This is a genomic window from Pseudomonas sp. BIGb0381, from assembly GCF_024809815.1.
Classification (GTDB): domain Bacteria; phylum Pseudomonadota; class Gammaproteobacteria; order Pseudomonadales; family Pseudomonadaceae; genus Aquipseudomonas.
On record NZ_JANUEN010000020.1, the window covers coordinates 29,874 to 53,279 of the forward strand.

Consider the following 23,406-nt stretch of genomic DNA (forward strand, 5'->3'; position numbering starts at 1 on the left):
TATGGATATTCAAATTGCGGAACCGTTATTTAAAGCAATTGAGACCGGTCTTAACAGTACGTTGATGTCCGGCACAGCGAAAGTGATGTTGGGTGTGGGTGCATCGTTCGGCTCAGTCTGGATGGTGCACTTTGCCTTGAAAAGTTTGCAATGGTTATTCACCGGAATTGACGTCATTTATCAAGATATTCTTTGGTCTATCTTCAAAATGGCGATCATCGTGTCCTTCGCGTTTAACGTGTCCTGGTACATCCAGAACGTGGTTCCGTTTGTCACGGATCTACCGACGTGGATGGGCGGCGTCCTATCAGGGCAACAGGGGAATCAGACTAACCAAGTTGATACCTTGATTAGTGCATTTGTTGATGCTGTGGTGAAGTTGGTAGAGGCAATGGATTTCGATCTGTTGGACAACTTTAACATCGTCATAATGGGCATTTGTGTGCTGATCTTCATGTTGCTTGGTGGGATTCCTTTCTTGTCGGTGTGCGTTGGAACGCTTATCACCTTGAAAGTGGCGACAACACTGATGTTGGTGGTAGGTCCGTTATTCATTGCATTTGCGCTGTTTGATCAAACCCGCCAATGGTTTTACGGATGGGTATCGCTGGTTGGGGGGTTTATGCTCACCAGTGTGCTGTTCTCCATTGTGATCGCTTTGGAAATCGGCTTCATCAACACAGTGATAATGAAAAATGGCGCGATTGAAGCCACTTGGGCCGAAGCGTTCTCGATACTGTTCTACTTCGGCGCCTTTACGCTGCTCGCAACTGAGTTACCCAGCTACGCCGCTTCCATCATGGGCGGGACGCCTTCCGGCGCAACGGGCGTGTCTGGGATCCTCGGCAAGGGCACGGGCGTCGGCACGGCCAGTCGCATGGCCGGCGCTGCTGGCAAAGCTATCGCAAGGCTAGTTATGAGACGCCGCAACACAGTCCAATAGCTGCCCCCTCGGGTAGCACTCGTACCAACACCTAAAGGTTATTGCGATGAAATCTAGACTTGCCTTGAGCGGGTTGTTTTGCGTGGTTTTTATTTCTGCCTGTAGTTCGGCGCCAAAGTTGCCGGAACCGTCCGGTTCTTGGGAAGACTTTAATCCGCCGGTACTTCAAGCAAGTCAATTAAAAGGAGGGGCGCCCAATGCTGCGAAAAAGTAAAGATCAAATCATTGAACAGGAACGGCTCTTAGCGTCACCGCCGCCAATGGACGCGCTCAGGGCTCAAGAAATGAGCGCATACGAAAAGGCATATCAATGGGCCGCGCGCTGGTTTGAAGATAACGTCGCGAAAGAACATAAAGCCAAAGCTACCATGTGGCGTCGTATCGCGATGTTTAACAGTGTTTTGACTTTCATGGCTATCGGCGCTGTCATGGGGTTGACGCCCTTGAAAGAGTACGTCCCATTCGCGGTTCGCGTTAACGAAGTTACCGGTGCGACGGATGTGCTGCGCCCGGCCAGTGAAAAGAAGTCGCAGGAACAAATCGATGATGAGTTCATGCTGGCCACGTATGTGCGCGCCCGGGAGGGTTACACCTTCGCCGATCACGATGCGCAATATAAGTTGGTCGAATTGATGTCTCATGATGAGACGTTCACCGAATACCGAAACTTCCAACTGTCGAAGAAAGGCTACCTGGAGGTATTGGGCGACTCGCGGATGATTCGCACCGAAATCAATGACATCACCTTTCTGGATCGTAAGAATCGCACCGGTACCGCCCAGGTGTTGATGACCAAGGTAGTGCTTGACCGCAACGGTGAGCCGGACATGACGATCAAGCCGCTCAAGTACCGTGCAATGATCACCTACGACTACAAGAAGAAGCCGAAAACGCGCGGCGACGCTTGGCTGTCGCCGAGTGGCTTCGGAGCGGTCACTTACTCGAAAAACGAGGAAGTGGGGGGCAAGCTATGACCTTCAGAAAAAAGCTGGGCATCGCGGGACTTCTGTTCGTTGCCGGTGCGCTGTGCACCCTGGTATCGCGCTACGCCAATGCCGAAGTGATGGGCGCCGGCTCGTACATGGATCCTCGGGTACAGACGGCCGTTTACTCACCTGACAACGTGTATCGCATTCAGGCCGTGATCGGGCGTACGTCGCTGATTCAGTTCCCGGTCAACGAGACTGTCACCGAGGACTCCGGGCTTATGGTTGCAGGCGACCCGGATGCCTGGGAGTTGGGCACGAATCTGGCGGGCAACTTGGTCAGTATCAAGCCGAAAGTGCCCAAGGATCCGGACACCAACCTGATCATCAACACCAATCGACATACCTATATCTTCGAACTGGTGTTGGTAAAAGACGACGCGTTGAAGACGTACGCGCTGCGCTTCACATACCCGGAGCCGATTGGCGTTAAAAAACTGGTCGCGGAACGGGACCTCAATCCCAACCCGTGCAGCGGCGCGATGAACCGCGCCTATCAGCGTCGAGGGGACAAGGAAATTTCACCTTACGAGGCATGGGACAACGGTACGTTTACCTGTTTCCGCTTCCCGGCAAATACGCCGCGACCTGTGGTTTACCAAGTCTTGCCGGATGGAAGTGAAAGTCTGGTGAACACCCGTACGGTGCAAAACATCCTGGTCGTACATGGTGTGAGCCAAGCATTCCGCTTTCGTTTGAACATGATGGTCTTGGAAGTCAAAACGCGACAGCGCCTGGGCGGCTTCTATAACTACAACGGCACCACGACTGGCGATATTCGGGTGGTGAAACATGCAGACCAATAACAACCCAACGCCTGAAGGCGTAACAGAACCAGCATCCAGCAGTTCAGCCCAGGCACGCGGAGCGTTCGACCTCCGGTCGAGCGTTACGAAAACCCCGCAGAACATGAAGTATTGGGCGATTGCCGGCGTGGTGTTCGTGGTGTTGATCGCCGGGCTTGTGGCGCTTTGGGCGGTGGCCTTCAATGTGATGAACGAAGGTAGCACTGACATCGACGAATCCAAGGTGCAGGCCGATACCATGCTGCGCAGTAATGAGGGCAACGATGACGCGATGAAAATCGCCAAGGAAGCAAAGGCACGCCGAATGGCCGAAGAGGAAGCCTTGAAGCGCAAACAGGAGCAACAAGCCAAGCCCGCCCCGGCTCCGGAGTCCAAGCCGGCGCCGCCGCCAAAGTCCACTGGGCAGGCACCGGCCCCATCCGGTCAAGGCAACAGCTCTGCCCCTGCTGAAAAAACACCGCTGCAACGCAAGTTAGGCGGTGGTGTGTACGTCAAACCAACGTCAGTCGCCGGTTCCAGTTACGGGCAATCAGCGACCGGCGCCCGCCAGTCGTCCGTCGGCAGTAGCGAGGCTGATGCGGGCGTGCTCGATGGCGGTGGCGGTTCTGGTTCGTCGCCTTATCGTGGAAGCCTATCAAGCCTCTCTGGCACTGGTTTTAAGCCGTCTAAAGCGGTCTTGGCACCGGATGGCAAGTACCTGCTGCGGCACAACACCTATGGGCGCTGTGCGCTGTACACCGAGATCATCACCGATCAACCAGGTCTGGTGGAGTGTCGGCTGACCGAACCGCTGTACTCGGCAGACGGATCGACAGTGATCGCTGAAGCAGGCGCACCACTCAGTGGCGAGCAGAAAGTTGAAGTTCGCCCAGGTCAGACCCGCGTGTTCACAACGTGGACTGAGCTTGAAACGAGTTCCGGGGTGGCGGGTGTGCCAGGTATACGTGCCCGGTTGGATAGTTTGGGCGCGGGGCAAATGGGGGCAAGTGGAACCAAGGCGTGGATCGACAACCACTATCTTGAACGCTACGGCGGTGCTGTCGCGTTGTCGGCCTTCCAAGACGTGTTGTCGGCTGCATCCAACTCCACCCAAGAGAGCGGGTCTGGTTACACGGTCAACAACAGTGAGCAGAACGTCGAAAACATGGCCAGCAAGGCGCTGGACGCCAACATCAATATCAACCCAACGGGTTATCTGCTGCCAGGCACCATTCTGACAGTGATCATCGCCCGCGATATCGACTTTTCTTCGGTTCTTGAAAACCGCTAGGAGGATCTGATGAACATGATGAGCCAGCCCGTCGAGGATCTGGAGGGATTCGAGGAACTGAATGATTCGACTCTGTTACGCGACTTCATGGAACAGGCGGGGTTGACTGAGCGATTGCAGCGTAAGGGCGTTACCGAGGTGTATTTCAACCGCCCGGGCGAACTGTGGACGGCGGCAGAAGGTCAGCTCGCCGACACGATGGAGCCTATGCCTCAGCTCACCCTGGACCTGTGCGAGAAGGTTGCGACCTCTCTGGCGGCGTTCAACCGAATAGCACTGTCCGCCGACGAGCCCTTGCACACTGTGGATCTGCCCAACATTTTCCCGCAGGGCACGCGGGGCACGTTGGTCATGCCTCCAGCCTGCGAGAAAGGCACCATATCGCTGACGATTCGGAAGCCTTCGCTTGATCGGTTTTCGCTGCCCAACTACCAAGACTCAGGACGGTTTGAGAAGATCCGCGCGATATCGACGTCCAAGGTGGAATTGAAAGATTGGCAGCGCGACATGATGGACGCGCATGTGCGACTGGATTGGGATCGGTTCTTCCGACAGGCAATGCACCATCGGCAAAACATCATCATTTTTGGCGGACCTGGCTCGGGGAAAACGACGTTTGCCAAGGCATTGGTTGACCTCTATGACCCAAGCCGCCGCCTGATCACCATCGAAGCCGTCAACGAGCTGGTGTTGCCGAAACATCCAAACCGCGTTCACCTGCTGTACGGCCAGCGGGTGACCCCCAAGTCATTGGTGGCCATCACGATGCGGATGAAGCCCGACCACCTGCTGTTGGCCGAGCTGACCGGGGACGAGGCCTGGCATTTCATGGAAAGTCTCAACACCGGTTTGCCCGGCACCGTCACGACGGCGCACGCGAACGACAGCGTCGCGGGTGTTGCGCGGATCTGCAGCCTGGTGAAGCAATCGGAAGTCGGCAAAGGGCTTGATTACCCGTACATCGAACGGCTTGTAAGGACGTCGTTCGACATCATGATCTACATGGAAAAAACGTATTTGCATGAAGTGCATTACGACCCACAGCACAAGCTGGATCTGTTGAATGGCGTAGCGGCCTAGGAGGGTTTATGTGGTGGAAAGTGACGTTGATTGTCCTGATCCTGATGGCCGTGTGCTTCGTCCTGGGACTGTATGTGGGAGGAGGAGTGTTCTTGCAGATTACAGGAGGCGATTACTCTGGCGTGACCTACCGGACATTGTTCGATGCCCGGCACCTTGCGCTTGATGATAGTCGTCTGGTGTACCTGCCCTGGGTGTGGTGCATCACCGCTGCACTGACGTTTCTCCCGGTCGGCCTGACACTGCTGGCCCTGCTCGCACGGGTAAAACCGAAACGCTCGTTGCACGGTGATGCTCGATTCGCCAATGACAAAGAGCTTCGGGCATTCGAATACACGGGCGACTACCAAAAGCTGTAAGCCTGCCGAGATTTGCTCCCGATTTCCATAAACTCAACATTGCTCCCGCGCCATAACTGGCTTGGTGGCCCGTGCGTGCCTGGACAAATCGTCACCCCGGCGCGCATGGGCTTTATCGACATCAAAGGTAATCCCCATGAATAACACAACGTTCAAAATGCTGGTGTTAGGAACGCTGATGCTGGGCGTGTTCATTCAAATCAAACAGTACGAAGCGATCAACTCGGGACTGACAACCATTGCCGCCAACCAGGTGACGTCGGAGGCCAATCAAGCCCTGGGTAATGCAACGCTGTCGATGATTCACACGACCGCTGAAAAAACGCTGGCCGTGCAACAAGCCGCAGATGCTGCGCGGGAGGCTCGCCCATGAAGCTGCTCGCCTGTTGCACCGTTGCTGCAGCACTCGCCTCGGGCAGTGCAGCGGCCATGTTGCCGATCCCCCTTTACGACTTCTCCGTTTGGGCGGCGACGGTGCTGAAAAAGCATGGCATCGAAGACGCCACGGTGGTCGAGGCTGCATTCCCGATAAGTTTCAGCTACTGCCCGAAAGGCTCGACGGCACTCTGGCGCTACCAAGCCATCAGCCCCGCGCAATTGGAGGCGCTGAATCGCGGTGAGGGTGTGCCGGAGAGTGATTCGAATTTCGAAATGATCGAGCCTTCCAGCGCCGCGTGCGCTTCCGTCAAAACGTAAATCCGCCCTGTGTTGCTACCAAAGTGCCGATCGAGCGCGGGCGCCCGGGTGGTGTTTTGGTAGCAGTTCCAAATGACCAGGAGGTTAAATGTACAGCCAAGAAAATCTGCAGAAGCGGATAGAAGACTTCCCGCCGATCTTGATCGGCAAGCACCCCAAGCGCGATTCGTTTTTGGCCACCTACGGCCAGTCGTTCGTCATGTTGGCCGCGCCGCCTGGCACCATGAAAGGCGTCAGTATGGTGATCCCCAACCTGCTGACATTTCCGGATTCGGTGGTAGTCAACGATCCGAAGTTTGAAAACTGGGACGCCACGGCCGGGTTTCGGGCTCTGACCGGGCAGAAGGTACGGCGTTTCTCCCCCGAGCGCATGGATACCCACCGCTGGAACCCGTTCTCTGCGCTGCGCCGTGATCCGTTGTATCGGTTGGGTGATATCCGGACGCAGGCCGCTGCGCTCTACGTTTCTGACAACCCAAAGAACCAGGAGTGGTACAGCAAGGCGGCGTCGGTGTTTTCAGCCATTGTCCTGTACCTAATGGAAACGCCTGAGCTGCCCTGTACGTTGCCTCAAGTGTACGAAGTCGCATCGATGGGTGTCGGCATGGGCACCTGGGCTGAACAGGTAATGGCTAATCGAAGCGAAGGCGACAAGGCACTCAGCGCCGAGTGTTTGCGGGAAATCGGCAGCATCGTTGAGCAGGCCAAAGCGAAAAGCGGCTGGTCGACCACGGCGGATATCGTCCGTAGCCAACTGACGTTGTACTCGGAGAAGACCGTGGCTTGGGCACTGTCGGGCGATGACATCAAGTTCGACAAGATGCGTGAGGAAAAAACGAGCATCTATTTCTGTGTCACCGGCGAGAACGTCAAGAAGTTTGGCCCGCTGATGAACATGTTTTTTTCCCAGGCAATGATGCAGAACTCGAGAATCCTGCCAGACCAAGGCGGGCATTGTGAGGATGGAACGCTCCGGCTCAAGTATCAGATTCTGTTCGTACTGGATGAAATCGCGGTAATGGGCCGGATGGAAGCGATGGAAACGGGGCCTGCGTTGTTGCGCGGTGCCGGTTTGCGTTACCTGATCATCTTCCAGAGCAAGGATCAGATGCGGGGTGAACGCACCTACGGAAAGGAAACAGGCGATGCCATTATGAAAGCCTTTCACATTGAAGTCGTGTTCGCACCGGGTGATATCGATGTGGCCAAGACCTACAGCGAACGACTGGGTAATACCACCGTACGGGTCAGAAACGATTCGGTGAACTACGGCAAGGAGCGCACCCGGTCGTCGAGTTACAGCGATCAACCGCGCCCCTTGCTGCTGCCGCAGGAACTGAATGAGCTGCCCTTCGACGAGCAGATCATTTTTGTACAGGGCACGAAGCAGACCAAGCCGGTCAATATTCGCTGCAGAAAGATCGTCTACTTCGAGGAAGACGTTTTCAAAGCACGCAAAGGCCTTACGACACCGGCACTGCCCATGGGCGATGCGTCGTTGGTGGACAGCTTGACCGTTCCGATGCGTGTGGTTGTGCCCACCGCCGCCATGGTGAACCCGCACGACCTGGTCATTCAGCAAGAGCAACAAAAGCGTCAGCCGCCGGCCGACGTCCGCAAGTAACCACTGCCAGTCCCGGCGCCGCCAGGTGCCTTTTCAGGAAGACAACCAATGAAACAGACCGTTAAGCCGGCCGGCATTTTTTGCCTGGCCGCGAAGCGTTTCGCCCTGGGAAAGTGTTTTACGGCCGCGCTGATCGGCGCTGCGTTACTGACCCCACCGCCTGTGTACGCGAAAGACCCTTGCAAGATGGTGCTGTGCATGTTCGGCAAATACTCCAAGGTCACCGGTTCAGGCGATGACGGCGGTAGCGAGTGCGATAAGGCCGAAGCCGAGTACTTCAGCATTCTGGTGAAGAAGAGGGGAAAAATCCGTTGGAGCGCCACCGCTAGAGAAAGGCTGAAGCAGCAGAACAGTTGCCCAACGGCGGACCGGGGTATCACCAAAAAAATCAACGACAAGTTTGGTAAAGCCCGCGGCTAACCAGCTCAGAACAAGGAAATGAATATGCGAGTGTATATCGCAGAAAAGCCGGACTTGGCCAAGGTAATTGCCGAGGCCCTGGGGGACGGTCGCAGGAAGACGGGTTACATCGAGTGCGGTTCGGACATTGTGACCTGGTGCATTGGTCACTTACTGCAGCTTGCCCCGCCGGAACATCACAACCCAAAGTACGCTGACTGGGTGGCAGCAGATCTGCCATTGAAGTTGCGTCCCGCGATCTACGTCCCCATCGAAAAAACCCAGGATCAACTGGCTGTGGTGTGCGGGCTGATCGAGCACGCATCAGAAATCGTGCATGCCGGCGATCCGGACGAGGAAGGCCAGCTCCTGGTTGACGAAGTGTTGGAGTATGTCGGCAATACGCGGCCGGTCAAGCGGCTGCTGATCAACGATATGAACGCCAACGCCGCGCGTAAGGCGATGGCCAACATGGTCGACAACAGCCAGTATTTCGGCCTGTCACAAAAAGCGAAAGCGCGGAGCATTGGCGACCAGCTTTACGGTTTCAACATGACGCGGGCCTATACGCTCGCTGGCCAGGCGAAGGGTATCCGGGGGGTGCTCGCGGTAGGGCGGGTGCAAACCGTGATCCTGGCTTTGATCGTGGCGCGTTTTAAAGCCTACACCGGACATAGCGCCGCCTTTTTCTTCAGTGTGTTCGGCAAATTCGACTTCGACGGCAAGTCGATCACCGCCAAGCTCCAGCCGCCGGCCGGTGCGCCGGTCGACAGCAAAAAGCGGATCGTTGACGAAGCGTTTACGGCCGACATCGTCAAGGCGTGTCAGCAACAAGTCGCGCAGGTCACTGTCGCCAAGGTCGAGGACAAACGAACGCCCCCGCCGTTGCCGTTCTCCTTGCTGGATCTGCAAGCGCAGATGAGCCAAGACCACGGCATTAACGCGGAAAAAACCTTGGCCATCACGCAAGCGCTGCGTGAAAACCACAAGGCCATTTCCTACAACCGTTCCGATTGCAACTACCTGTCTGATGAGCAGTACGACGAGGCGCCGGAAACGCTGGCCGTGCTGGCCTCGGCGCTGCCGGATCTGGCCAGCACCTTTGCCTGTGTCGAATCCGAGCGCAAAAGCCGGGCGTTCGATGACAGCAAGATATCAGCGCACACGGCGATCATCCCAACGGCGGTGCGGATCGATCTGGACAACCTGACGGGCGAAGAACGCGCGGTTTACCTGGCCATCGTCAAACAGTACGTCGCGCAGTTTCTGCCCGATAAGCAGTACCGCTCGGCCAAAGTGCAGTTTGAGGTCGCCGGCAGCGAGTTTGTGGCGCGCGGCAAGAAAGTCACCGTGCCGGGCTGGATGGCCTTGATCAACGATGCTGGAGCGGCTGAGGACGGCGAGGATGGCGATGACAGCGATGTCTCTGAATCGCCGTTCGATGTGCTGGAGTCGCTGGCCACCGGGTCTAGCGGTCAATGCGAAAGCTTGAGCGTGTCCAAGGAAAAAACCAAACCACTCCCGCTCTACACCGAATCAACCTTGCTCAAGGATCTGCGCCAGGTTTCCAAATACGTCACGGATCCGCGCATCAAAAAGCTGTTACTCAGCCGCGACGAAGGCAAGGATAAGAACGAGCGCGGCGGCATTGGCACGCCAGCCACACGCGGCGCGATGCTGGCCAAGTTGCTGGAGCGCAACTATTACGGCGTCGACAACAACAAGCTGATTCCGACCAAGCTCGGCCTGCAGTTCCACGACGCGTTGCCAGCCATTGCCACCAAGCCGGACATGACCGCGCTCTGGCATGAGCAACAACAACTGATCGAAAGCGGCGAGCTGACCTGCGATGCGTTCCTGGACGAGCTGGAAGCTTTCATTGTCGAGCAAATCAATGCCGTCGACCTTGGGGCTGTGCAGGGTTTCAACGTCACGGCCAAGTGCCCCATGTGCGGCGGCGTCATGGCCCCGCGCGGCAATGTCGTGGCCTGTGAAGCCGAAGTGTGTGAATTCAAGGTGTTCCGCGAGATTTGCGGCAAGGAACTCAGCGAAGAACAGATGCACCAGTTGCTGACGACCGCGCGCACGGGGGTGATCAAGGGTATGCGTGGCCACAAGGAAGGCAGCAAGCCATTCGACGCCTCGTTGAAGCTGACCGCCGAAGGCAACGTCGAGTTTGTGTTTCCAAAAACTAAAGCATCAGCGAAACAACGCGCCTAACCGATGGCGTGTGTTGGCTGAACCAATAATTGATGGAGTAGAAAATGGCCCGTGGAATTAACAAAGTCATCCTGGTCGGCACCTGCGGTCAGGATCCGGACGTGCGTTATCTGCCTAACGGCACCGCCGTGACCAACCTGAGCCTGGCCACCAGCGAGCATTGGACGGACAAACAGACCGGCCAGAAAGTTGAGAAAACCGAATGGCACCGTGTGGTGCTGTATAGCAAGGTGGCCGAGATTGCCGGCGAATACCTACGCAAAGGTTCCCAGGTGTACATCGAGGGCAAGCTGCAAACCCGCGAGTGGGAAAAGGACGGCATCAAGCGCTACACGACAGAAATCGTCGTCGACATGCAAGGCACCATGCAGCTCCTGGGGGGCCGTCCACAGGGTGACAGTGGCAGTACGGGGGCTCATGAGCCTGCGCCGAATCCTGCAGCCGCTCAAGCGCCTACAGCGGGTAACAAACCAGCCGGAAGACGTGGAGGAAGGGTCGCGAGCCCACCAAGTCCTGCACCGAATCCCGATGAACTTCCAGATCCCGACATCCCGTTCTGAACCGTCATGTGCCGCGCTCCCGGCTCGTCGGAACAGCTCCATCGTTCCGGCGAACGGAAGCACGGGCGAAGCGCACACTTGACGGCACACCGTCAAAACACAGGCTTCCTCGGGAGTGTGGGGGTAGAGCTTTACCGCCCCCGCGCTCCTGAGGTCAACGCGGCCGTTGCGAGATGACAAGGGCCGCGCCCTTGGTGTTTCTTGCCAACGCCTCCCATATCCCATTCAAAACCTGAGGTTTCCATGCCTAAAACGATGAAGCAGGAACAGACACTCAACGCGCTTGCTGCTTTCTTTGCCAATACCAGCCACTTCATCCTGCAGGGAAAAGGTGGTTGCGGAAAGTCGCTCAAAGCGTCCGTTCTGACCCAGTATTTCAAGTCCCGGGGCTGTGCCCCGATTTGTGGCGACACCGATCCGGTCAACAGCACCTTTCACCAGATTCGGGACCTGAATGTGCAACTGGTTCCGATCACCGACGGCGGGGCCGTTGTGCAGCGTTTGTTCGATCCCTTGTTTGAAACGTTGATGACAGTTGACCAGGTCACGGTGATCGACAACGGAGCATCAACGTTTCTTCCTATCGCCAAATACATCAGCACCAACTACGTGCTGGAGGCGCTGCAACAGGCCGGCAAGCAGGTGTTTATTCACTGTGTTGTGACCGGTGGACAGGCCAAGGACGACACGGTCACCGGGTTGCTGTCGATGATTGACTTGGTGAAGAAGTCCAAGTCCAACGCGAAGATTGTCGTTTGGGAAAACGAATTTTGGGGGATTCCTGAATTCAACGGTAAGCCGCTCGCCGAAATGCCGTGGTTCAAAGACAACTCAGATGTCATCCAGGGCCTGGTAAAGATCATTGACCGCAACAGCGACGCATTCAGCACCGATATTCGGATCATGACGGAGAAGCACCTTACGCTGCGCCAAGTAATGGAGTCCGAACAATTCGGGGTGATGTCTAAGTCGCGGCTGTATCGAGTGTTCAACGATATTTATTCCGATCTGGATCGAGCGTTCAACGTGCATAGCGAGTAACAGCCATGGATGAGGTATTCAAAGATGAAATTCGGTCTCGCCTGCTTTTAGAGCACGGGGTGAAACTATCGGGTGATGATCCAATATTTTCGTACTTCATCGGTCAGCAGGTTGTGTTGGACAGATTCACGCTACCCATTGTGGAGGCTATGCAACGTTTGCCTGGTGAACTTGAAAAGAGCCTTTCGAAAGTAGTGTTCGCAGTCGAAGAAGCAGAGCGAACCGCTGAAACCTTGATGCACGAGACGAAGGGAGCACTTTCTGCACTTGGAAAATTCGAAGTTGAAGCCGCTCAGGAACGTCTAAAAGGCAGCGTCGAAGCCAGCGTTTCGGAGTTGCTAACGACGGCGTTGCAACGTGCCAATAGCGACATCACGCAAGTGGAGCGCCAGGCTAAAGCGCTTTCGAACGGATTACGCGATACCAAAACGTCCAGGCTGAACATGGTTTTGGCTATTGCGCTTATAGGGCTGATGGGTTTGTTTTCGATAGGACTGTTTCTGCTTTATTCAGCAGGCTCTAAAAATCAGGAGGCTGCGAACTATTGGTTCGATCGGTACTCAGGCCAACAGGAGGCTTTAAAGTCATTGGCACCTGGTGTTAAAAAACTGCTGCCCAATAAACTGCTGGCCGAATAGCCAGCGCAGAAAGGCCGCATGTTTGTAGCGGCCATGATGTTTTCGGCATTTATTCTCCGTAAATTTTCTTTGGGTCAGGCACCGGATTGTGAATGTCCGCGTCCTGATTCCGCCGGTTTTCACGGTTGGCCGCCAAGTGCGCTAAAGGGTGTTCACCTGATAGATGCCTTGAAGGGACGCCAGGAATGATCGGCGTAGCAGGTTTCGCATTGGTGCTGATGTTCATCAGTTTGTTGATGTATTTAACAAACTGCTGATAGCCCAAGGTGATGTTTTCAGATTCAACCAGCGCATCGTGGATCTGTTTGTAGGTCTGGCCAAGATTCAGGCGCTGCTGAATCTCTGGCATCAGGGGGATGAACTGGCTTTTCCCGGTTCGGGGCAGGGTTCGCCAATTGGTCATGTGGTGGCCTCGCTATAGAGCTACTTAGAGATAATCAGATCGATTATAGGCCACTGACCTGGAAATAGAGAACATCAGATCGACTCTGATCGATCTAGAGCGACGTAAATCAATCTCCAGCCGTACAGATGATTCCAAGGCCAAAACCCAGGCACGTCACCGATTGTTTACAAAATAGCTTCGCATTTTCTAAACATCGTTCGTGCCAAAGGGGGATACCCCCTTTGAAACCCCGCAGAGCGGGAAAAGCCTGGTTGTCGTTGTTGTCGGTTGCTGTCGGGTGAAGCTATGGCAAAGCGAGAGCGAGTCAACAAAGGACGCGTCGTTTCCTTCCGCCTCACGGATGAGCAAATGGCGCCCTATGAAGAGAAAATCAAAGCAGCCGGACTCAGCCAGTCCGCATTCTTCCGGGAGACTTTTCTCCAGGCGAATCCGGTCTTTGAACAATCCTCACAAGAATATGAACGCCTTCTGTTTTATTACAGTAAAGCAAGTAATAACCTAAATCAGTTAGCTCATAGCGTTAACCGTGCCTGGAAAAGAGATATTATTTCTCAAGCATTATACGCTAAGTTTCTCAATGAGCTGATCAGTATCCGCGAACTAATAAGCGCCGGGGTGGACAATGCTGATTAGGCTTCGGGGTTATAACGATGGTGCTAAGGAGTATTTAGAAGAAGGGGTCAAGCAGGGGCGTGAGCATACGCGGGATGAACTCGACGAACGCGTCATTCTTCACGGTGATTTAGATGTGACTCAAAAGATTTATCAGTCCATCCCCGATAACGGACAGGAGCGCTATCTGTCCTACACCATGGCCTTCAAAGAAGATCATATTTCTTATGATACTTTGCTGGATGTGACCACGGAGTTTAAGCAGTTTCTGTTGCATGCCTACAAAGAACACGAAATAAACTTCTACGCCGAAGCGCATCTGCCAAAGATTAAGCAAATGAGGGATCGGAAAACGGGCGAAATGATCGACCGCAAACCGCATATCCACATCATTATTCCGCGTAAGAACATGTTCAACGGCAATGAGGCAAATCCGGCCGGGATGCACCAACGTACTGAGAAGTACATGGAAGCGTTTCAGGAGTACATCAACCAGAAGTACAACCTTGCCTCACCGCGTGACCATATCCGTTTTGATCCGAAGGATTCGGCCAGCGTGTTGTCGCGCTACAAGGGCGATGATTTCTATGGAAAGAATCGGGAGTTCAAGCAGGAGCTGGTCAAGGAAATCGTCAACCAGAACATTCTGTCGCGTTCGGCTTTTTACGAGTTGGTTGCTTCGCATGGCGAAACCCGTGTTCGAAATGAGGGTAAGGAAAACGAATACATCGCGGTAAAACTGCCCGGTGACGCCAAGTTCACCAACCTTAAAGACACCATCTTCAAAGATGATTTTGTTGTGCGTCGGCAACTCAAGCGCCCGCCTTTGGAAAAACATGTCATCCAGGAGCGGCTGAGCGAGTGGCCCACGCGCGCCAGGGAAATGAAGTACGTCGATAAGGCCACGGCATCCTTCCGTGAGCTTTATTACAAGCAGTCAACTGCAGAACAGCAAGCCTCACTGCTTGTTCAGCGCGAACAGACCTTTTATCAAACCTATGGAGAACATCATGGCGGAATACATCCTCCCAAGCGGCCGCGAAGTGGTAAGCGAAGTGCTGTTGAAGCTGGAGCCGAGCGCACTAGCGAAACTCCCGGTAGCGTGCAAGACGTGTCAGGACGCGATCTGGCAGACCACGGGGAAATCGACGGACAAAGTTCAGGTTCGCTGTTTCTGCCCGGTGCTGCACAGCTTCACCTGGAGCCAGCAGCAGCAGGAAGAGATTCTGGATTGCGAGCACCTGTACAAAACGGAAGAGGAAGAGGAAGAGGAACCCGATCCGGCCGAACTGCCGGCGTTTCTTCGGGAACAACAAGCTCCGCAGGCCCAGCCAGTGCAAATGGAAATCGACGGGTAATACCGCCCTACGGCCGCGATCTGCACAGCGTACCCACCGTGGCAGACATCGAGGCGTTCAGCACCAAGCTACTGCAGCCGCACCGGCATGAAGATGCGCCGGATTCTGCGGTTGACCTCACCCCCCGGCCGCGCCGGCCGCGTAAGCCTCGCACCGGATCGATGTCGACAATCCCTCCCTATGCACGCAACCCACATCGGGATGCGCCTGTGCAGGACGTGGAGGCTTACAGCACGCAATTGCTTGGCCCGCTACGAGGCGAACCGGCTGCCGAGCCGGTCCGTAACCGGCCTAAGTCGCAACGCAAGACCAAGGCCCGGCGCTCAAGCATTCCGCCCTACGCACGAAACCCGCACCGGCCAGCAACCGTCGCGGATATCGAGACCTTCAGCGCCCGGCTCTTTGATCCGCTCAAGGAGCCTACAGAGGACGCCAATCAGCGGGCCGGTCCGGCCAGGAAGGCGGATGTTAAGGGCGGACCTGTTCAAGGCCAAGCGCAGCCGCAACGGCGGCGCAAGGCTGGTTCGGTGCGAATCGTGGTTCCACCGTACGCGCGCAACCCGAACAAGGTTGCCACCGTTGCCGACATCGAGGCGCACTCACGCCGGTTGTTTGCGGCGCTACAGGGCGACAAGCCCGCCCAGTTATTCAAGATCCAGACCGCAAAACCGGTTTCAACGGCAGGGACCCGCAGCGCTTCAACGGTCGCGGCATCGTTGAGTCGGTCGCTAGAACAGAACCAACTTTTGCCGGCGCAGCGCCATGCCATCCGCCGTGTCGACAGTCAGTTCTACGAGCTGCGCCGATTCGTTTTTGCGGATGTTCGATTGACGCGGCAAGACAAAGCTCAACTTTTTTCAGTCCTTACTTTTGAGCGACTGAAAGCGCAGGAAGCAATAAAACAACCGAAGTCAACTAGAGAGAGAGAGGTATCTTTAATGGGTAGTGCAAGCATTCGGCAATTGCTCACCGAGGAAGAAAGCTTTCCCGATTTTTCCATCAGTGGCCCTGGGAGTACGACACCGGTACGGGATCGTATTAAGAGTTTGGTAGAAAATTTTGGTAAAGAGGTCGATCAAAGTTTCAAGGAGAAAATTGAGCAGCTACTTGAAGCTGCTGGTTTGTATGCCAAGAAGTCGCTGTTCAGCTCGAATGTTCATTACGTCGATCAAAAAACTGATAAGACGTTGTTTGTCGACACTGGCAATTCGATTTCGCTTCGTCGTTCAGAAGTAAGCGCACCGGCTGTTGCATTCGCATTACAAATGGCACAGCAGCGTTTTGGCAATACACTGTCCATTAATGGAAATTCTGAGTTCAAGAAATTGGTTGTTGAAGCTGCTGTTGATAAGCAGTTGCCGATTCAATACACCGACTCAGGATTGAACCAGCAGGTAGCTTCACGGCTGAGTGAGTTGGACAGTCTTAAGCAGGAACAAAGCCGGGTTTCGGCCAACTTTACCCGCGAGTTCCTGGGCACTCTGCCAGCGGAAATGCCTGTGGAGCGGACCGTTGAGGCGCTTAAGGTCGAGGTGCAGACAGGACCGAAGCCCCTGGCCTTTACCAACAACGGTGAGCCGGTTTCGTTGGGGTTGCGGCCTGTTGACCCGACCGTTGCTAACGATCAGGACGCTACCCAGGCCCAGGCCCAGGCCAAGGAGACTCCGCTGCCTCTGGCCTTTACCTTCGAAGGGGAAACTGTATCGCTGGGGTTGCGGCCGGTTCTGCCTGCTTCGCCCGTCCAGGTTGAGGCAAAACCGCTGCCCCTGAATTTTACGCTCAATGGGGAAGCGGTTTCGCTCGGGTTGCGCGCGATTGTACCGTCGACGGAACCGAGTTCTCCTGATGTCGAAGTGGAACAGAAATATGAAACGGATTTTAGCGATGTAGACCAAGATTGGTACGATCTGCACTATAACGATTGCGTTGATCGTGACGACGACTAATTAAGTTTTTGCCAACCCATAGCTATGGGTTCGGGTTAATATCTTACAACTCTGAATGCACTACGTAGATACCTTCCTTCAGCTTTCATTATTGAATGGCTGGCGTTCATGCGTCCCTAATATTTAATGGAGATACCTATTATGGGTAGTGAGAATATTCGACAAATAATAAAGGATGAGGATCCTATACCGGAACTTACAATAAGCGGTCCGGAGGGTGATAAAGAGCTTCCAGTGAGGGAGAGGATCAAGCAGGTTTTCAAACGGCTTGATCAGGATACGGATGAAGAGTCGAAACAAGAACTGGAAAGGGTCTTGGAAGCGCATGACCTTTACACGAAAAAATCTCGATTTACTTCGACCGTTCATTACCTGGACAAAAAAACGGACAAAACAGTGTTTGTCGATACGGGCAAAGTCATTGCGTTGCGCCGTACGGGTATCACGGAATCAGGGGTGAAGCTTGCGTTGCAAATGGCCCAACAGCGGTTCGGTAGTACGTTGACGATTAATGGTACTGCTGAATTCAAGAGTTTAGTGATTGAAGCTGCTGCGAAAAATAACCTTGATATTCACTTCACGGACAGGGTGATGAATGAACGGCTCGCTGAAAGGCGTGCTGAATTGGAACTGGAGCACGACAGCAACAAGATTGCTTCCCCCGATGCACCTGTTCTTGATACGGCCGAGCGCGAGGCCAGTACTGGACAATCCTCTGCCGAGGAAATGGGACGTAGCGATGTGACGAAAGGTTCGCTCGTCGACCACGGTAGTGCGCCGTACATGATGGATAAGAAAAACGATGTGAGCTATTACGTCGCCGTGAAAACCCCTAGCGGTGTTCGCACGCTATGGGGGGTGGGACTGGGTGAGCTGATGAAAGACGGCGGCTACCAGCAGGGCCAACCGATCCAGATAACGGACAAAGGGTCTTTGCCTGTAATGAAGAAGGTTCTGAACAAGGAGACCGGTGTCAAGGAGTCGAAAGAGGTATTTCGTCGAGTCTGGGAGATCGATCCGGAGCCCGTACGCGATAAGGCTTCACCTGGCTCTGCAACAGCTCCGGTAGTTCCGTTGGCGGATAGCGAGCGAAAAACCACTCCATCTGGTGCGGTTCCAAGCCCCGCAATCGTGCCTCAGGCTTCAACTGCCGAAGCAGGCGTTTCCGCTGAGAAGTCGCAGCGGCTCCCCGGGTTGGCAAGCGATGCAGAGGTTCGTCGAGTCAACATCGTGGACCAGCTGGATTACGTGCCCTCCTTGGTTACTGCTGAGAGCGCAGACAAGAGCTTCATCATTGCTCGCGAATTGACTTTCCGCGAGGCCATGGCCGGTATGACCGAAGCGGAGATCCGTTCTTCGTCGACAGTCATGGAGTGGCGCGCAGCGGATCATGCGCAATGGTTGGTGGCGTCCAGTGACAACAGCACCGAGGGCCGCGAGTTTCTGGCTTCCTATATGAGCGATGATTTTTATCGCGAAAGCTTCAAGGAGACGATTGACGCGATAGTGAGCGAGCCGGGTCTTTCAGACGAGGCGCTGGTTGCCCTGGAGCCCGCTCTTGAAATCGCGCAACGCCTCGTAAGCGTGGCTGAAAGCACTATTGAAGTTCCTGCAAGCGCAGCTTCAGTAGTGGTGCCGCAGGCCAAACCAGATGTGACAGCTGTGGCGAAGCCTGCCAAAGCTGCTAAGCCTGCCAAGTCCGCCAAAGCAGGTTCGGTCAAGCCATCCGCTCCGAAAACAACTGCAGGCAAAAAATCTGCAGGAGCAGGTCAGAAGGCCCCAGCAGCTGACGAAAAGCAGGCTCCTGGCGTAAACGTTGAGAGCCCTTCGGTTGTGACGACCCAACTCGAAGAAGTCCACGAGTTAGAAATAGAGAGCTGAGGATGACCCCCTCCAGGTGGAGGGGGTTTCTGTAATTCGGAGTGCGATTTGATGATAAAACAGGCAACCAACCCCGGTAGCAAATTGGCGATCGCGCGCCGCCTGCCAGGCGCCAATTTGCTACCGAATGATTATGTTCGAAATGCTCTGATCGGGGCGGGTTACGGCGCGCTTCCGTTAGGTGACCGTCCGTTACTTTACGAAGCGTTAGAGCTGGTACTTAAGGATGATCCCGAGAGTTTTACGGATTTGGTCGAGCACCTGCGTGATGTATTGGTGCTTGCAGATGGTATAGATCGGCTTACTGAGCTGCGGCGTTTGGCGACTAAGTTTGGTTCAATCAAAGGATGTCCCGACTGTCGCTGCAAACCTGATATTGATGGAAGCCACACCGCTGATGGGCAACGAGCCGTCGTCTGTTTCAACCATGAGCAATTCGCAGTGGGACGTGCAGGACGGACGATAGACGATGCAATTTCAAGTTGGAACCGTGACGACTGGATCGCACCTGGCATAACGCGTTCGCAGTTCGCGTTCGATTAAAAACGTTCCACATCTTTTTATCGGCCAACCGATCCAGGTCAGATGCCGGTCAACTTAATTAGAAACAACTAACGGTGCTTCTGCGCCGCGAATAGCTGTTTCCGCTGTTCATCATCCAGGGAATTACCGATGATTACTGACACGCATAATTCATGGCGCGGAGGACCGCGCTCGCTCATCAAAAAACTGTTCATTGGCTACTTAGCCCTTGTCACTGGTTGCTCAACAACTGTTCAGCAGGTTGAGCACGCCGCCGCCATTGAGCAAAACCAAGCTTCCTACAGTTACCCTGGCGATGCCATTCCAGGCGAGCTGGTGGAAGAGTCCAGTGCTTCGAATCCGTACAACCTGCCGGAGCTGGCCAGCGACGCCGTGAAAGAAGAACCGCCATCTAGCAACGCGGATCCGCTGTCAGAATTCGTAGGTGGCTTGCCTGCTGCAGATCAGCAAGCGATTGCTAACCCTCGCAACAATGGCTATCAGGGCAGCGACGAGTTCGGCAGCATGGCCATGGGAATGCTGAACTCGGCGGCTGCCCAAGGTCTGAAAGATTGGTTCTCAGCCCGTAATGCTACGACTGAGGTTGCCTTCAATGTTGGCAGCAAGGGCGGCAAGACTGCCAGCTTCGACATGCTCTATCCGATTGTCGATGGCGAACAAGACCTGGTGTTTGCACAGGTGGGGGTGCGTCATTCAAATGCTCGCACTGAGGACTACCGCAGCACCATCAACTTGGGTGTCGGCTATCGTCGCAATTTTGATAACTGGCTCGCCGGCATTAACGGTTTCTACGATCGTGACATGACGGGCAAGAATGAGCGCTTGGGCATCGGCGCAGAGGCATTTACCGATAACATTCGTGCAAGCGCGAACGTTTATGTTCGGATGTCGGAATGGAAGAAATCGCCGGATCTGGATAATTACCTGGAGCGGCCGGCAAATGGTTATGACCTTCGCATTGAAGGCAACTTGCCTTCGCTGCCGAAAGTCACTGCCAAGGCCATGTATGAAAAATACTATGGCGATGAGGTTGGTCTGTTCGGTGCCGGCAATCGTCAGAAAGATCCGCAAGCAGTCACCTTGGGCTTGAGCTACGCGCCTGTTCCAATGATCAGCGGTGGCGTCGACTATCGCCAAGGACAAGACGGTCTTTCTGAAACGTCGGTAAAGCTGGCGATCAACTATCAGTTCGGGGTTCCACTGTCGAAACAGCTTTCGACGGCCTACAGCGTCAACCACAACCTGGCCAACTCGCGCTATGGCTTGGTTAACCGGAACAATGAAATTGTCCTGGACTACAAGAAAGCCGAACACGCGTTACTGATGCTGCCGCCTGAAATCAGCGGCACACCAACAGCTGTGGTTTCGTTTCCGGTGACTTTGACGGGCGGCCGCGCAAGCAATTTCACATGGACCGGTTCGGCAAGCAGCTTTGCCCGTCCGTACAACAGTTCCGGAGTCGGCGCTGTTGTTTTGCCTGCTTACAACCCTACCGGCCTGAATACCTATTCGCTGCAGGCCATAGGCACCGACGTATACGGCGAGGTAGTTAAATCTAATGTCATGCAGGTGACTGTGACGCCGTTCCTCATTGCTCTGGACCGCTCGAAGGCCGAGGCGAAGGCGGACGGCGCCGATGAGGTGACTTTCACTGCTTCTCTGCAGGAGCCAAGCGGCTCGCCACGTTCCAACACGGCTATTACTTGGGCCGTCAGTGGATCGGCCACTGTCGTCGAAAAAGATTCGATGACAAACAAGCAAGGCAAAGCCAATTTGAAACTGGTTAGCCGATCGAGCAGCGTGGTACGGGTTTCAGCAAAAGAGCCTCAAGGCGCGGCTGCATCGGCGGATGCTGGTTTCCTTGGGGATCCTACCTCGGCAAAAGTGGTTGGCTTGGTGGCTACCCCTTCCTCTGTCCTTGCAGATGGCGTGTCCACAAGCACATTGGTAGCAACTGTTATCGACAAAAATGGCAACGAGCTGGGCGCTGGTGTTCCTGTGTCCTGGACGTCTACGAACGGAACTCTGTCCAGTGCGTCGACGGTGACCGATGAAGGAAGCAAGGCAACGGTAGTGCTGACCTCGCCGATACAAATCGGTGATGCAACAGTGACTGCACAAGCTGTTGCTGGCAGTGCTGACACCAAGGTGGATTTCGTTGCGGATATAGCCAATGCACGCGTTCTGTCCTTGGTGGCAGCTCCAGGCGTTATACCGGCGGATGGAACGACTACTAGCCTTCTGACCGCGACCATTGTCGATACGAACGGTAACCAAGTCGGGGCCGGTGTACCTGTCACCTGGTCTACAACAGATGGCACTCTTTCCATGGCTACTAGCGTTACCGACGCGAATAGCAAAGCGCTTGTTGCGCTCAAATCGTCGACCAAAATGGGGTCTGCCACGGTGACGGCGAAAGCCTCGGCAGGGGAGGAAACCGCAAAGGTCGAATTCAGTGCGAACAGTGCGACCGCCAAGGTCGTGGACCTGACCGCGACCCCGGCCAGCATCGTAGCCAACGGCACGGCGACCAGTAACCTGGTGGCCTCGGTTGAAGATGCCAATGGCAACCCGGTGGCCAATGCAACGGTGACCTGGTCGACCAGCACCGGCATCCTGTCGGCCGTATCGAGCAGCACCGATGCCAATGGCAAAGCCAGTGTGACCCTCAAGGGCACCGTTGCCGGCACTGCGACCGTGAAAGCCCAGGCCTCGGCCGGTGCTTCGTCGGCTGATGTTGAGCTGACTCCGGACGGCTCCACCGCCAAGGTCGTGGACCTGACCGCGACCCCGGCTAGCATCGTGGCCAACGGCACGGCGACCAGTAACCTGGTGGCCACGGTTGAAGATGCCAACGGTAACCCGGTGGCCAACGCCCCTGTGACCTGGTCGACCAGCATCGGCACCCTGTCGGCCGCCTCGAGCAGCACCGATGCCAATGGCAAAGCCAGTGTGACCCTCAAGGGCACTGTTGCCGGCACTGCGGCCGTGAAAGCCCAGGCCTCGGCCGGTGCTTCGTCGGTCAACGTGGCGCTGACTCCGGACGGCTCCACCGCCAAGGTCGTGGACCTGACGGCGACCCCGGCCACCATCGTGGCCAATGGCGCGGCGAGCAGTACCCTGGTGGCCACGGTCAAGGATGCCAATGGCAACACCCTGGGCGCCGGCGTTGCGGTGACCTGGTCGACATCGTTGGGCAGCTTGTCTGCAGCATCGAGCACGACCAATGCCAGTGGCCAGGCCTCGGTGACGCTGAAAGGCACGGTGGCCGGTTCGGCGACGGTGACAGCTTCGGCGGTGGCTGGATCTGCAACGGCAGCGGTGATCCTGACGTCGGACGGCTCCACCGCCAAGGTGGTGGACCTGACTGCGACCCCAACCACTATCGTGGCCAACGGTACGGCGACCAGTACTCTGGTGGCCACAGTTGAAGATGCCAACGGCAATCCGGTGGCCAACACCCCGGTGACTTGGTCGACCAGCACCGGCACCCTGTCGGCCGTGTCGAGCAGCACCGATGCCAACGGCAAGGCTAGCGTGACGCTCAAGGGTACCGCCGCCGGCACGGCGACCGTGAAAGCCCAGGCCTCGGCCGGTGCTTCGTCGGTCAACGTGGCGCTGACGCCGGACGTCTCCACCGCCAAGGTGGTGGACCTGACGGCGACCCCGGCCACAATCGTGGCCAACGGCACGGCGACCAGCTCCCTGGTGGCCACGGTTGAAGACGCGAACGGCAATCCGGTGGCCAACGCCCCAGTGACCTGGTCGACCAGCATCGGCACCCTGTCCGCCGCATCGAGCAGCACCGATGCCAATGGCAAGGCGAGCGCCGTACTGACGTCCTCAACAATTGCTGGGACTGCAACCGTAACTGCCAATAGCCTGGCGGGATCCGCAACAGCGGCTGTGGCTATGACGCCAAACAGCGCTACTGCTGACGTAACCTCGCTGGTAGCGACTCCGACCAGCATCGTGGCCAACGGCACGGCGACCAGTACTCTGGTGGCCACGGTCAAGGATGCCAACGGCAACACCCTG

The 23,406-nt window shown here is 55.6% G+C and carries 20 protein-coding genes; 19 read left to right on the plus strand and 1 reads right to left on the minus strand.

Annotation, left to right across the window (positions count from 1 at the left end; genetic code table 11):
• Position 1: 1 nt before the first annotated feature.
• From M2397_RS29645 to M2397_RS29710, 14 genes are all read left to right on the plus strand, one after another.
• The gene (locus M2397_RS29645) at positions 2-943 is read left to right on the plus strand and encodes a type IV secretion system protein (protein WP_259244983.1); all 942 of its coding nucleotides are present in this window, start codon (positions 2-4) and stop codon (positions 941-943) included.
• Positions 944-1,140: 197 nt separating this feature from the next.
• On the plus strand, positions 1,141-1,917 hold the full coding sequence (locus M2397_RS29650; RefSeq protein ID WP_259244984.1) for a virB8 family protein: 777 nt from the start codon (positions 1,141-1,143) through the stop codon (positions 1,915-1,917).
• Positions 1,914-2,735 carry a TrbG/VirB9 family P-type conjugative transfer protein gene (locus tag M2397_RS29655; RefSeq protein ID WP_405046504.1) on the plus strand — a complete coding sequence of 274 codons (822 nt, stop codon included), beginning with the start codon at positions 1,914-1,916 and terminating at the stop codon, positions 2,733-2,735. The genes M2397_RS29650 and M2397_RS29655 overlap by 4 nt, the downstream gene beginning before the upstream one ends.
• Positions 2,722-4,005, plus strand: a complete 1,284-nt coding sequence (locus tag M2397_RS29660; RefSeq protein ID WP_259244985.1) for a TrbI/VirB10 family protein — start codon at positions 2,722-2,724, stop codon at positions 4,003-4,005. Before M2397_RS29655 ends, M2397_RS29660 begins: the two co-directional genes overlap by 14 nt.
• An 18-nt stretch (positions 4,006-4,023) precedes the next feature.
• A complete protein-coding gene (virB11, locus tag M2397_RS29665) occupies positions 4,024-5,085 on the plus strand; it encodes a P-type DNA transfer ATPase VirB11 (RefSeq protein ID WP_259245002.1) in 1,062 nt (353 codons plus the stop codon).
• Between the two features lie 8 nt (positions 5,086-5,093).
• A complete protein-coding gene (locus M2397_RS29670; protein WP_259244986.1) occupies positions 5,094-5,444 on the plus strand; it encodes a hypothetical protein in 351 nt (116 codons plus the stop codon).
• Positions 5,445-5,580: 136 nt separating this feature from the next.
• Complete coding sequence (locus M2397_RS29675) at positions 5,581-5,817, plus strand: hypothetical protein (protein WP_259244987.1); 237 nt, start codon at positions 5,581-5,583, stop codon at positions 5,815-5,817.
• Positions 5,814-6,140: a hypothetical protein gene (locus M2397_RS29680; protein WP_259244988.1), complete on the plus strand. Its 327-nt coding sequence runs from the start codon at positions 5,814-5,816 to the stop codon at positions 6,138-6,140. Before M2397_RS29675 ends, M2397_RS29680 begins: the two co-directional genes overlap by 4 nt.
• A gap of 88 nt (positions 6,141-6,228) precedes the next feature.
• The gene (locus M2397_RS29685) at positions 6,229-7,764 is read left to right on the plus strand and encodes a type IV secretory system conjugative DNA transfer family protein (protein ID WP_259244989.1); all 1,536 of its coding nucleotides are present in this window, start codon (positions 6,229-6,231) and stop codon (positions 7,762-7,764) included.
• 48 nt (positions 7,765-7,812) lie between these two features.
• Positions 7,813-8,184, plus strand: coding sequence for a killer protein (locus M2397_RS29690; protein WP_259244990.1), 372 nt, complete (start codon positions 7,813-7,815; stop codon positions 8,182-8,184).
• A gap of 24 nt (positions 8,185-8,208) precedes the next feature.
• Positions 8,209-10,383, plus strand: coding sequence for a type IA DNA topoisomerase (locus M2397_RS29695; protein WP_259244991.1), 2,175 nt, complete (start codon positions 8,209-8,211; stop codon positions 10,381-10,383).
• A gap of 44 nt (positions 10,384-10,427) precedes the next feature.
• The gene (locus tag M2397_RS29700) at positions 10,428-10,943 is read left to right on the plus strand and encodes a single-stranded DNA-binding protein (RefSeq protein ID WP_259244992.1); all 516 of its coding nucleotides are present in this window, start codon (positions 10,428-10,430) and stop codon (positions 10,941-10,943) included.
• A gap of 243 nt (positions 10,944-11,186) precedes the next feature.
• Positions 11,187-11,984 carry a conjugal transfer protein, TraL family gene (locus M2397_RS29705; protein WP_259244993.1) on the plus strand — a complete coding sequence of 266 codons (798 nt, stop codon included), beginning with the start codon at positions 11,187-11,189 and terminating at the stop codon, positions 11,982-11,984.
• 5 nt (positions 11,985-11,989) lie between these two features.
• Entirely contained in the window at positions 11,990-12,622 is a 633-nt protein-coding gene (locus M2397_RS29710) for a hypothetical protein (RefSeq protein WP_259244994.1), read from the plus strand.
• A gap of 49 nt (positions 12,623-12,671) precedes the next feature.
• Here the strand turns inward: M2397_RS29710 and M2397_RS29715 are convergent, their stop codons facing one another.
• Complete coding sequence (locus tag M2397_RS29715) at positions 12,672-13,025, minus strand: TraK family protein (RefSeq protein ID WP_259244995.1); 354 nt, start codon at positions 13,023-13,025, stop codon at positions 12,672-12,674.
• A gap of 288 nt (positions 13,026-13,313) precedes the next feature.
• Here M2397_RS29715 and M2397_RS29720 point away from each other — a divergent pair, with 288 nt between their 5' ends.
• From M2397_RS29720 to M2397_RS29740, 5 genes are all read left to right on the plus strand, one after another.
• Positions 13,314-13,661 carry a plasmid mobilization protein gene (locus M2397_RS29720; RefSeq protein ID WP_077507139.1) on the plus strand — a complete coding sequence of 116 codons (348 nt, stop codon included), beginning with the start codon at positions 13,314-13,316 and terminating at the stop codon, positions 13,659-13,661.
• The gene (locus tag M2397_RS29725) at positions 13,651-16,944 is read left to right on the plus strand and encodes an LPD7 domain-containing protein (RefSeq protein ID WP_259244996.1); all 3,294 of its coding nucleotides are present in this window, start codon (positions 13,651-13,653) and stop codon (positions 16,942-16,944) included. The genes M2397_RS29720 and M2397_RS29725 overlap by 11 nt, the downstream gene beginning before the upstream one ends.
• Positions 16,945-17,085: 141 nt before the next feature.
• Positions 17,086-18,825 carry an LPD7 domain-containing protein gene (locus M2397_RS29730; protein WP_259244997.1) on the plus strand — a complete coding sequence of 580 codons (1,740 nt, stop codon included), beginning with the start codon at positions 17,086-17,088 and terminating at the stop codon, positions 18,823-18,825.
• Between the two features lie 51 nt (positions 18,826-18,876).
• Positions 18,877-19,368, plus strand: coding sequence for a hypothetical protein (locus M2397_RS29735; protein ID WP_259244998.1), 492 nt, complete (start codon positions 18,877-18,879; stop codon positions 19,366-19,368).
• A gap of 129 nt (positions 19,369-19,497) precedes the next feature.
• The coding region (locus M2397_RS29740; protein WP_259244999.1) for an Ig-like domain-containing protein at positions 19,498-23,406 on the plus strand (3,909 nt) is incomplete at its 3' end.

What these genes read in the sequence shown, in the direction of transcription:
- virB11 (WP_259245002.1), top strand. Translation starts at nt 4,024, where the DNA reads ATGAGCCAGCCCGTCGAGGATCTGGAGGGATTCGAGGAACTGAATGAT.
- M2397_RS29695 (WP_259244991.1), top strand. Translation starts at nt 8,209, where the DNA reads ATGCGAGTGTATATCGCAGAAAAGCCGGACTTGGCCAAGGTAATTGCC.
- M2397_RS29715 (WP_259244995.1), bottom strand. Translation starts at nt 13,025, where the DNA reads ATGACCAATTGGCGAACCCTGCCCCGAACCGGGAAAAGCCAGTTCATC.
- M2397_RS29660 (WP_259244985.1), top strand. Translation starts at nt 2,722, where the DNA reads ATGCAGACCAATAACAACCCAACGCCTGAAGGCGTAACAGAACCAGCA.
- M2397_RS29650 (WP_259244984.1), top strand. Translation starts at nt 1,141, where the DNA reads ATGCTGCGAAAAAGTAAAGATCAAATCATTGAACAGGAACGGCTCTTA.
- M2397_RS29690 (WP_259244990.1), top strand. Translation starts at nt 7,813, where the DNA reads ATGAAACAGACCGTTAAGCCGGCCGGCATTTTTTGCCTGGCCGCGAAG.
- M2397_RS29700 (WP_259244992.1), top strand. Translation starts at nt 10,428, where the DNA reads ATGGCCCGTGGAATTAACAAAGTCATCCTGGTCGGCACCTGCGGTCAG.
- M2397_RS29675 (WP_259244987.1), top strand. Translation starts at nt 5,581, where the DNA reads ATGAATAACACAACGTTCAAAATGCTGGTGTTAGGAACGCTGATGCTG.
- M2397_RS29645 (WP_259244983.1), top strand. Translation starts at nt 2, where the DNA reads ATGGATATTCAAATTGCGGAACCGTTATTTAAAGCAATTGAGACCGGT.
- M2397_RS29655 (WP_405046504.1), top strand. Translation starts at nt 1,914, where the DNA reads ATGACCTTCAGAAAAAAGCTGGGCATCGCGGGACTTCTGTTCGTTGCC.
- M2397_RS29725 (WP_259244996.1), top strand. Translation starts at nt 13,651, where the DNA reads ATGCTGATTAGGCTTCGGGGTTATAACGATGGTGCTAAGGAGTATTTA.
- M2397_RS29710 (WP_259244994.1), top strand. Translation starts at nt 11,990, where the DNA reads ATGGATGAGGTATTCAAAGATGAAATTCGGTCTCGCCTGCTTTTAGAG.
- M2397_RS29670 (WP_259244986.1), top strand. Translation starts at nt 5,094, where the DNA reads ATGTGGTGGAAAGTGACGTTGATTGTCCTGATCCTGATGGCCGTGTGC.
- M2397_RS29680 (WP_259244988.1), top strand. Translation starts at nt 5,814, where the DNA reads ATGAAGCTGCTCGCCTGTTGCACCGTTGCTGCAGCACTCGCCTCGGGC.
- M2397_RS29705 (WP_259244993.1), top strand. Translation starts at nt 11,187, where the DNA reads ATGCCTAAAACGATGAAGCAGGAACAGACACTCAACGCGCTTGCTGCT.
- M2397_RS29685 (WP_259244989.1), top strand. Translation starts at nt 6,229, where the DNA reads ATGTACAGCCAAGAAAATCTGCAGAAGCGGATAGAAGACTTCCCGCCG.
- M2397_RS29735 (WP_259244998.1), top strand. Translation starts at nt 18,877, where the DNA reads ATGATAAAACAGGCAACCAACCCCGGTAGCAAATTGGCGATCGCGCGC.
- M2397_RS29720 (WP_077507139.1), top strand. Translation starts at nt 13,314, where the DNA reads ATGGCAAAGCGAGAGCGAGTCAACAAAGGACGCGTCGTTTCCTTCCGC.
- M2397_RS29730 (WP_259244997.1), top strand. Translation starts at nt 17,086, where the DNA reads ATGGGTAGTGAGAATATTCGACAAATAATAAAGGATGAGGATCCTATA.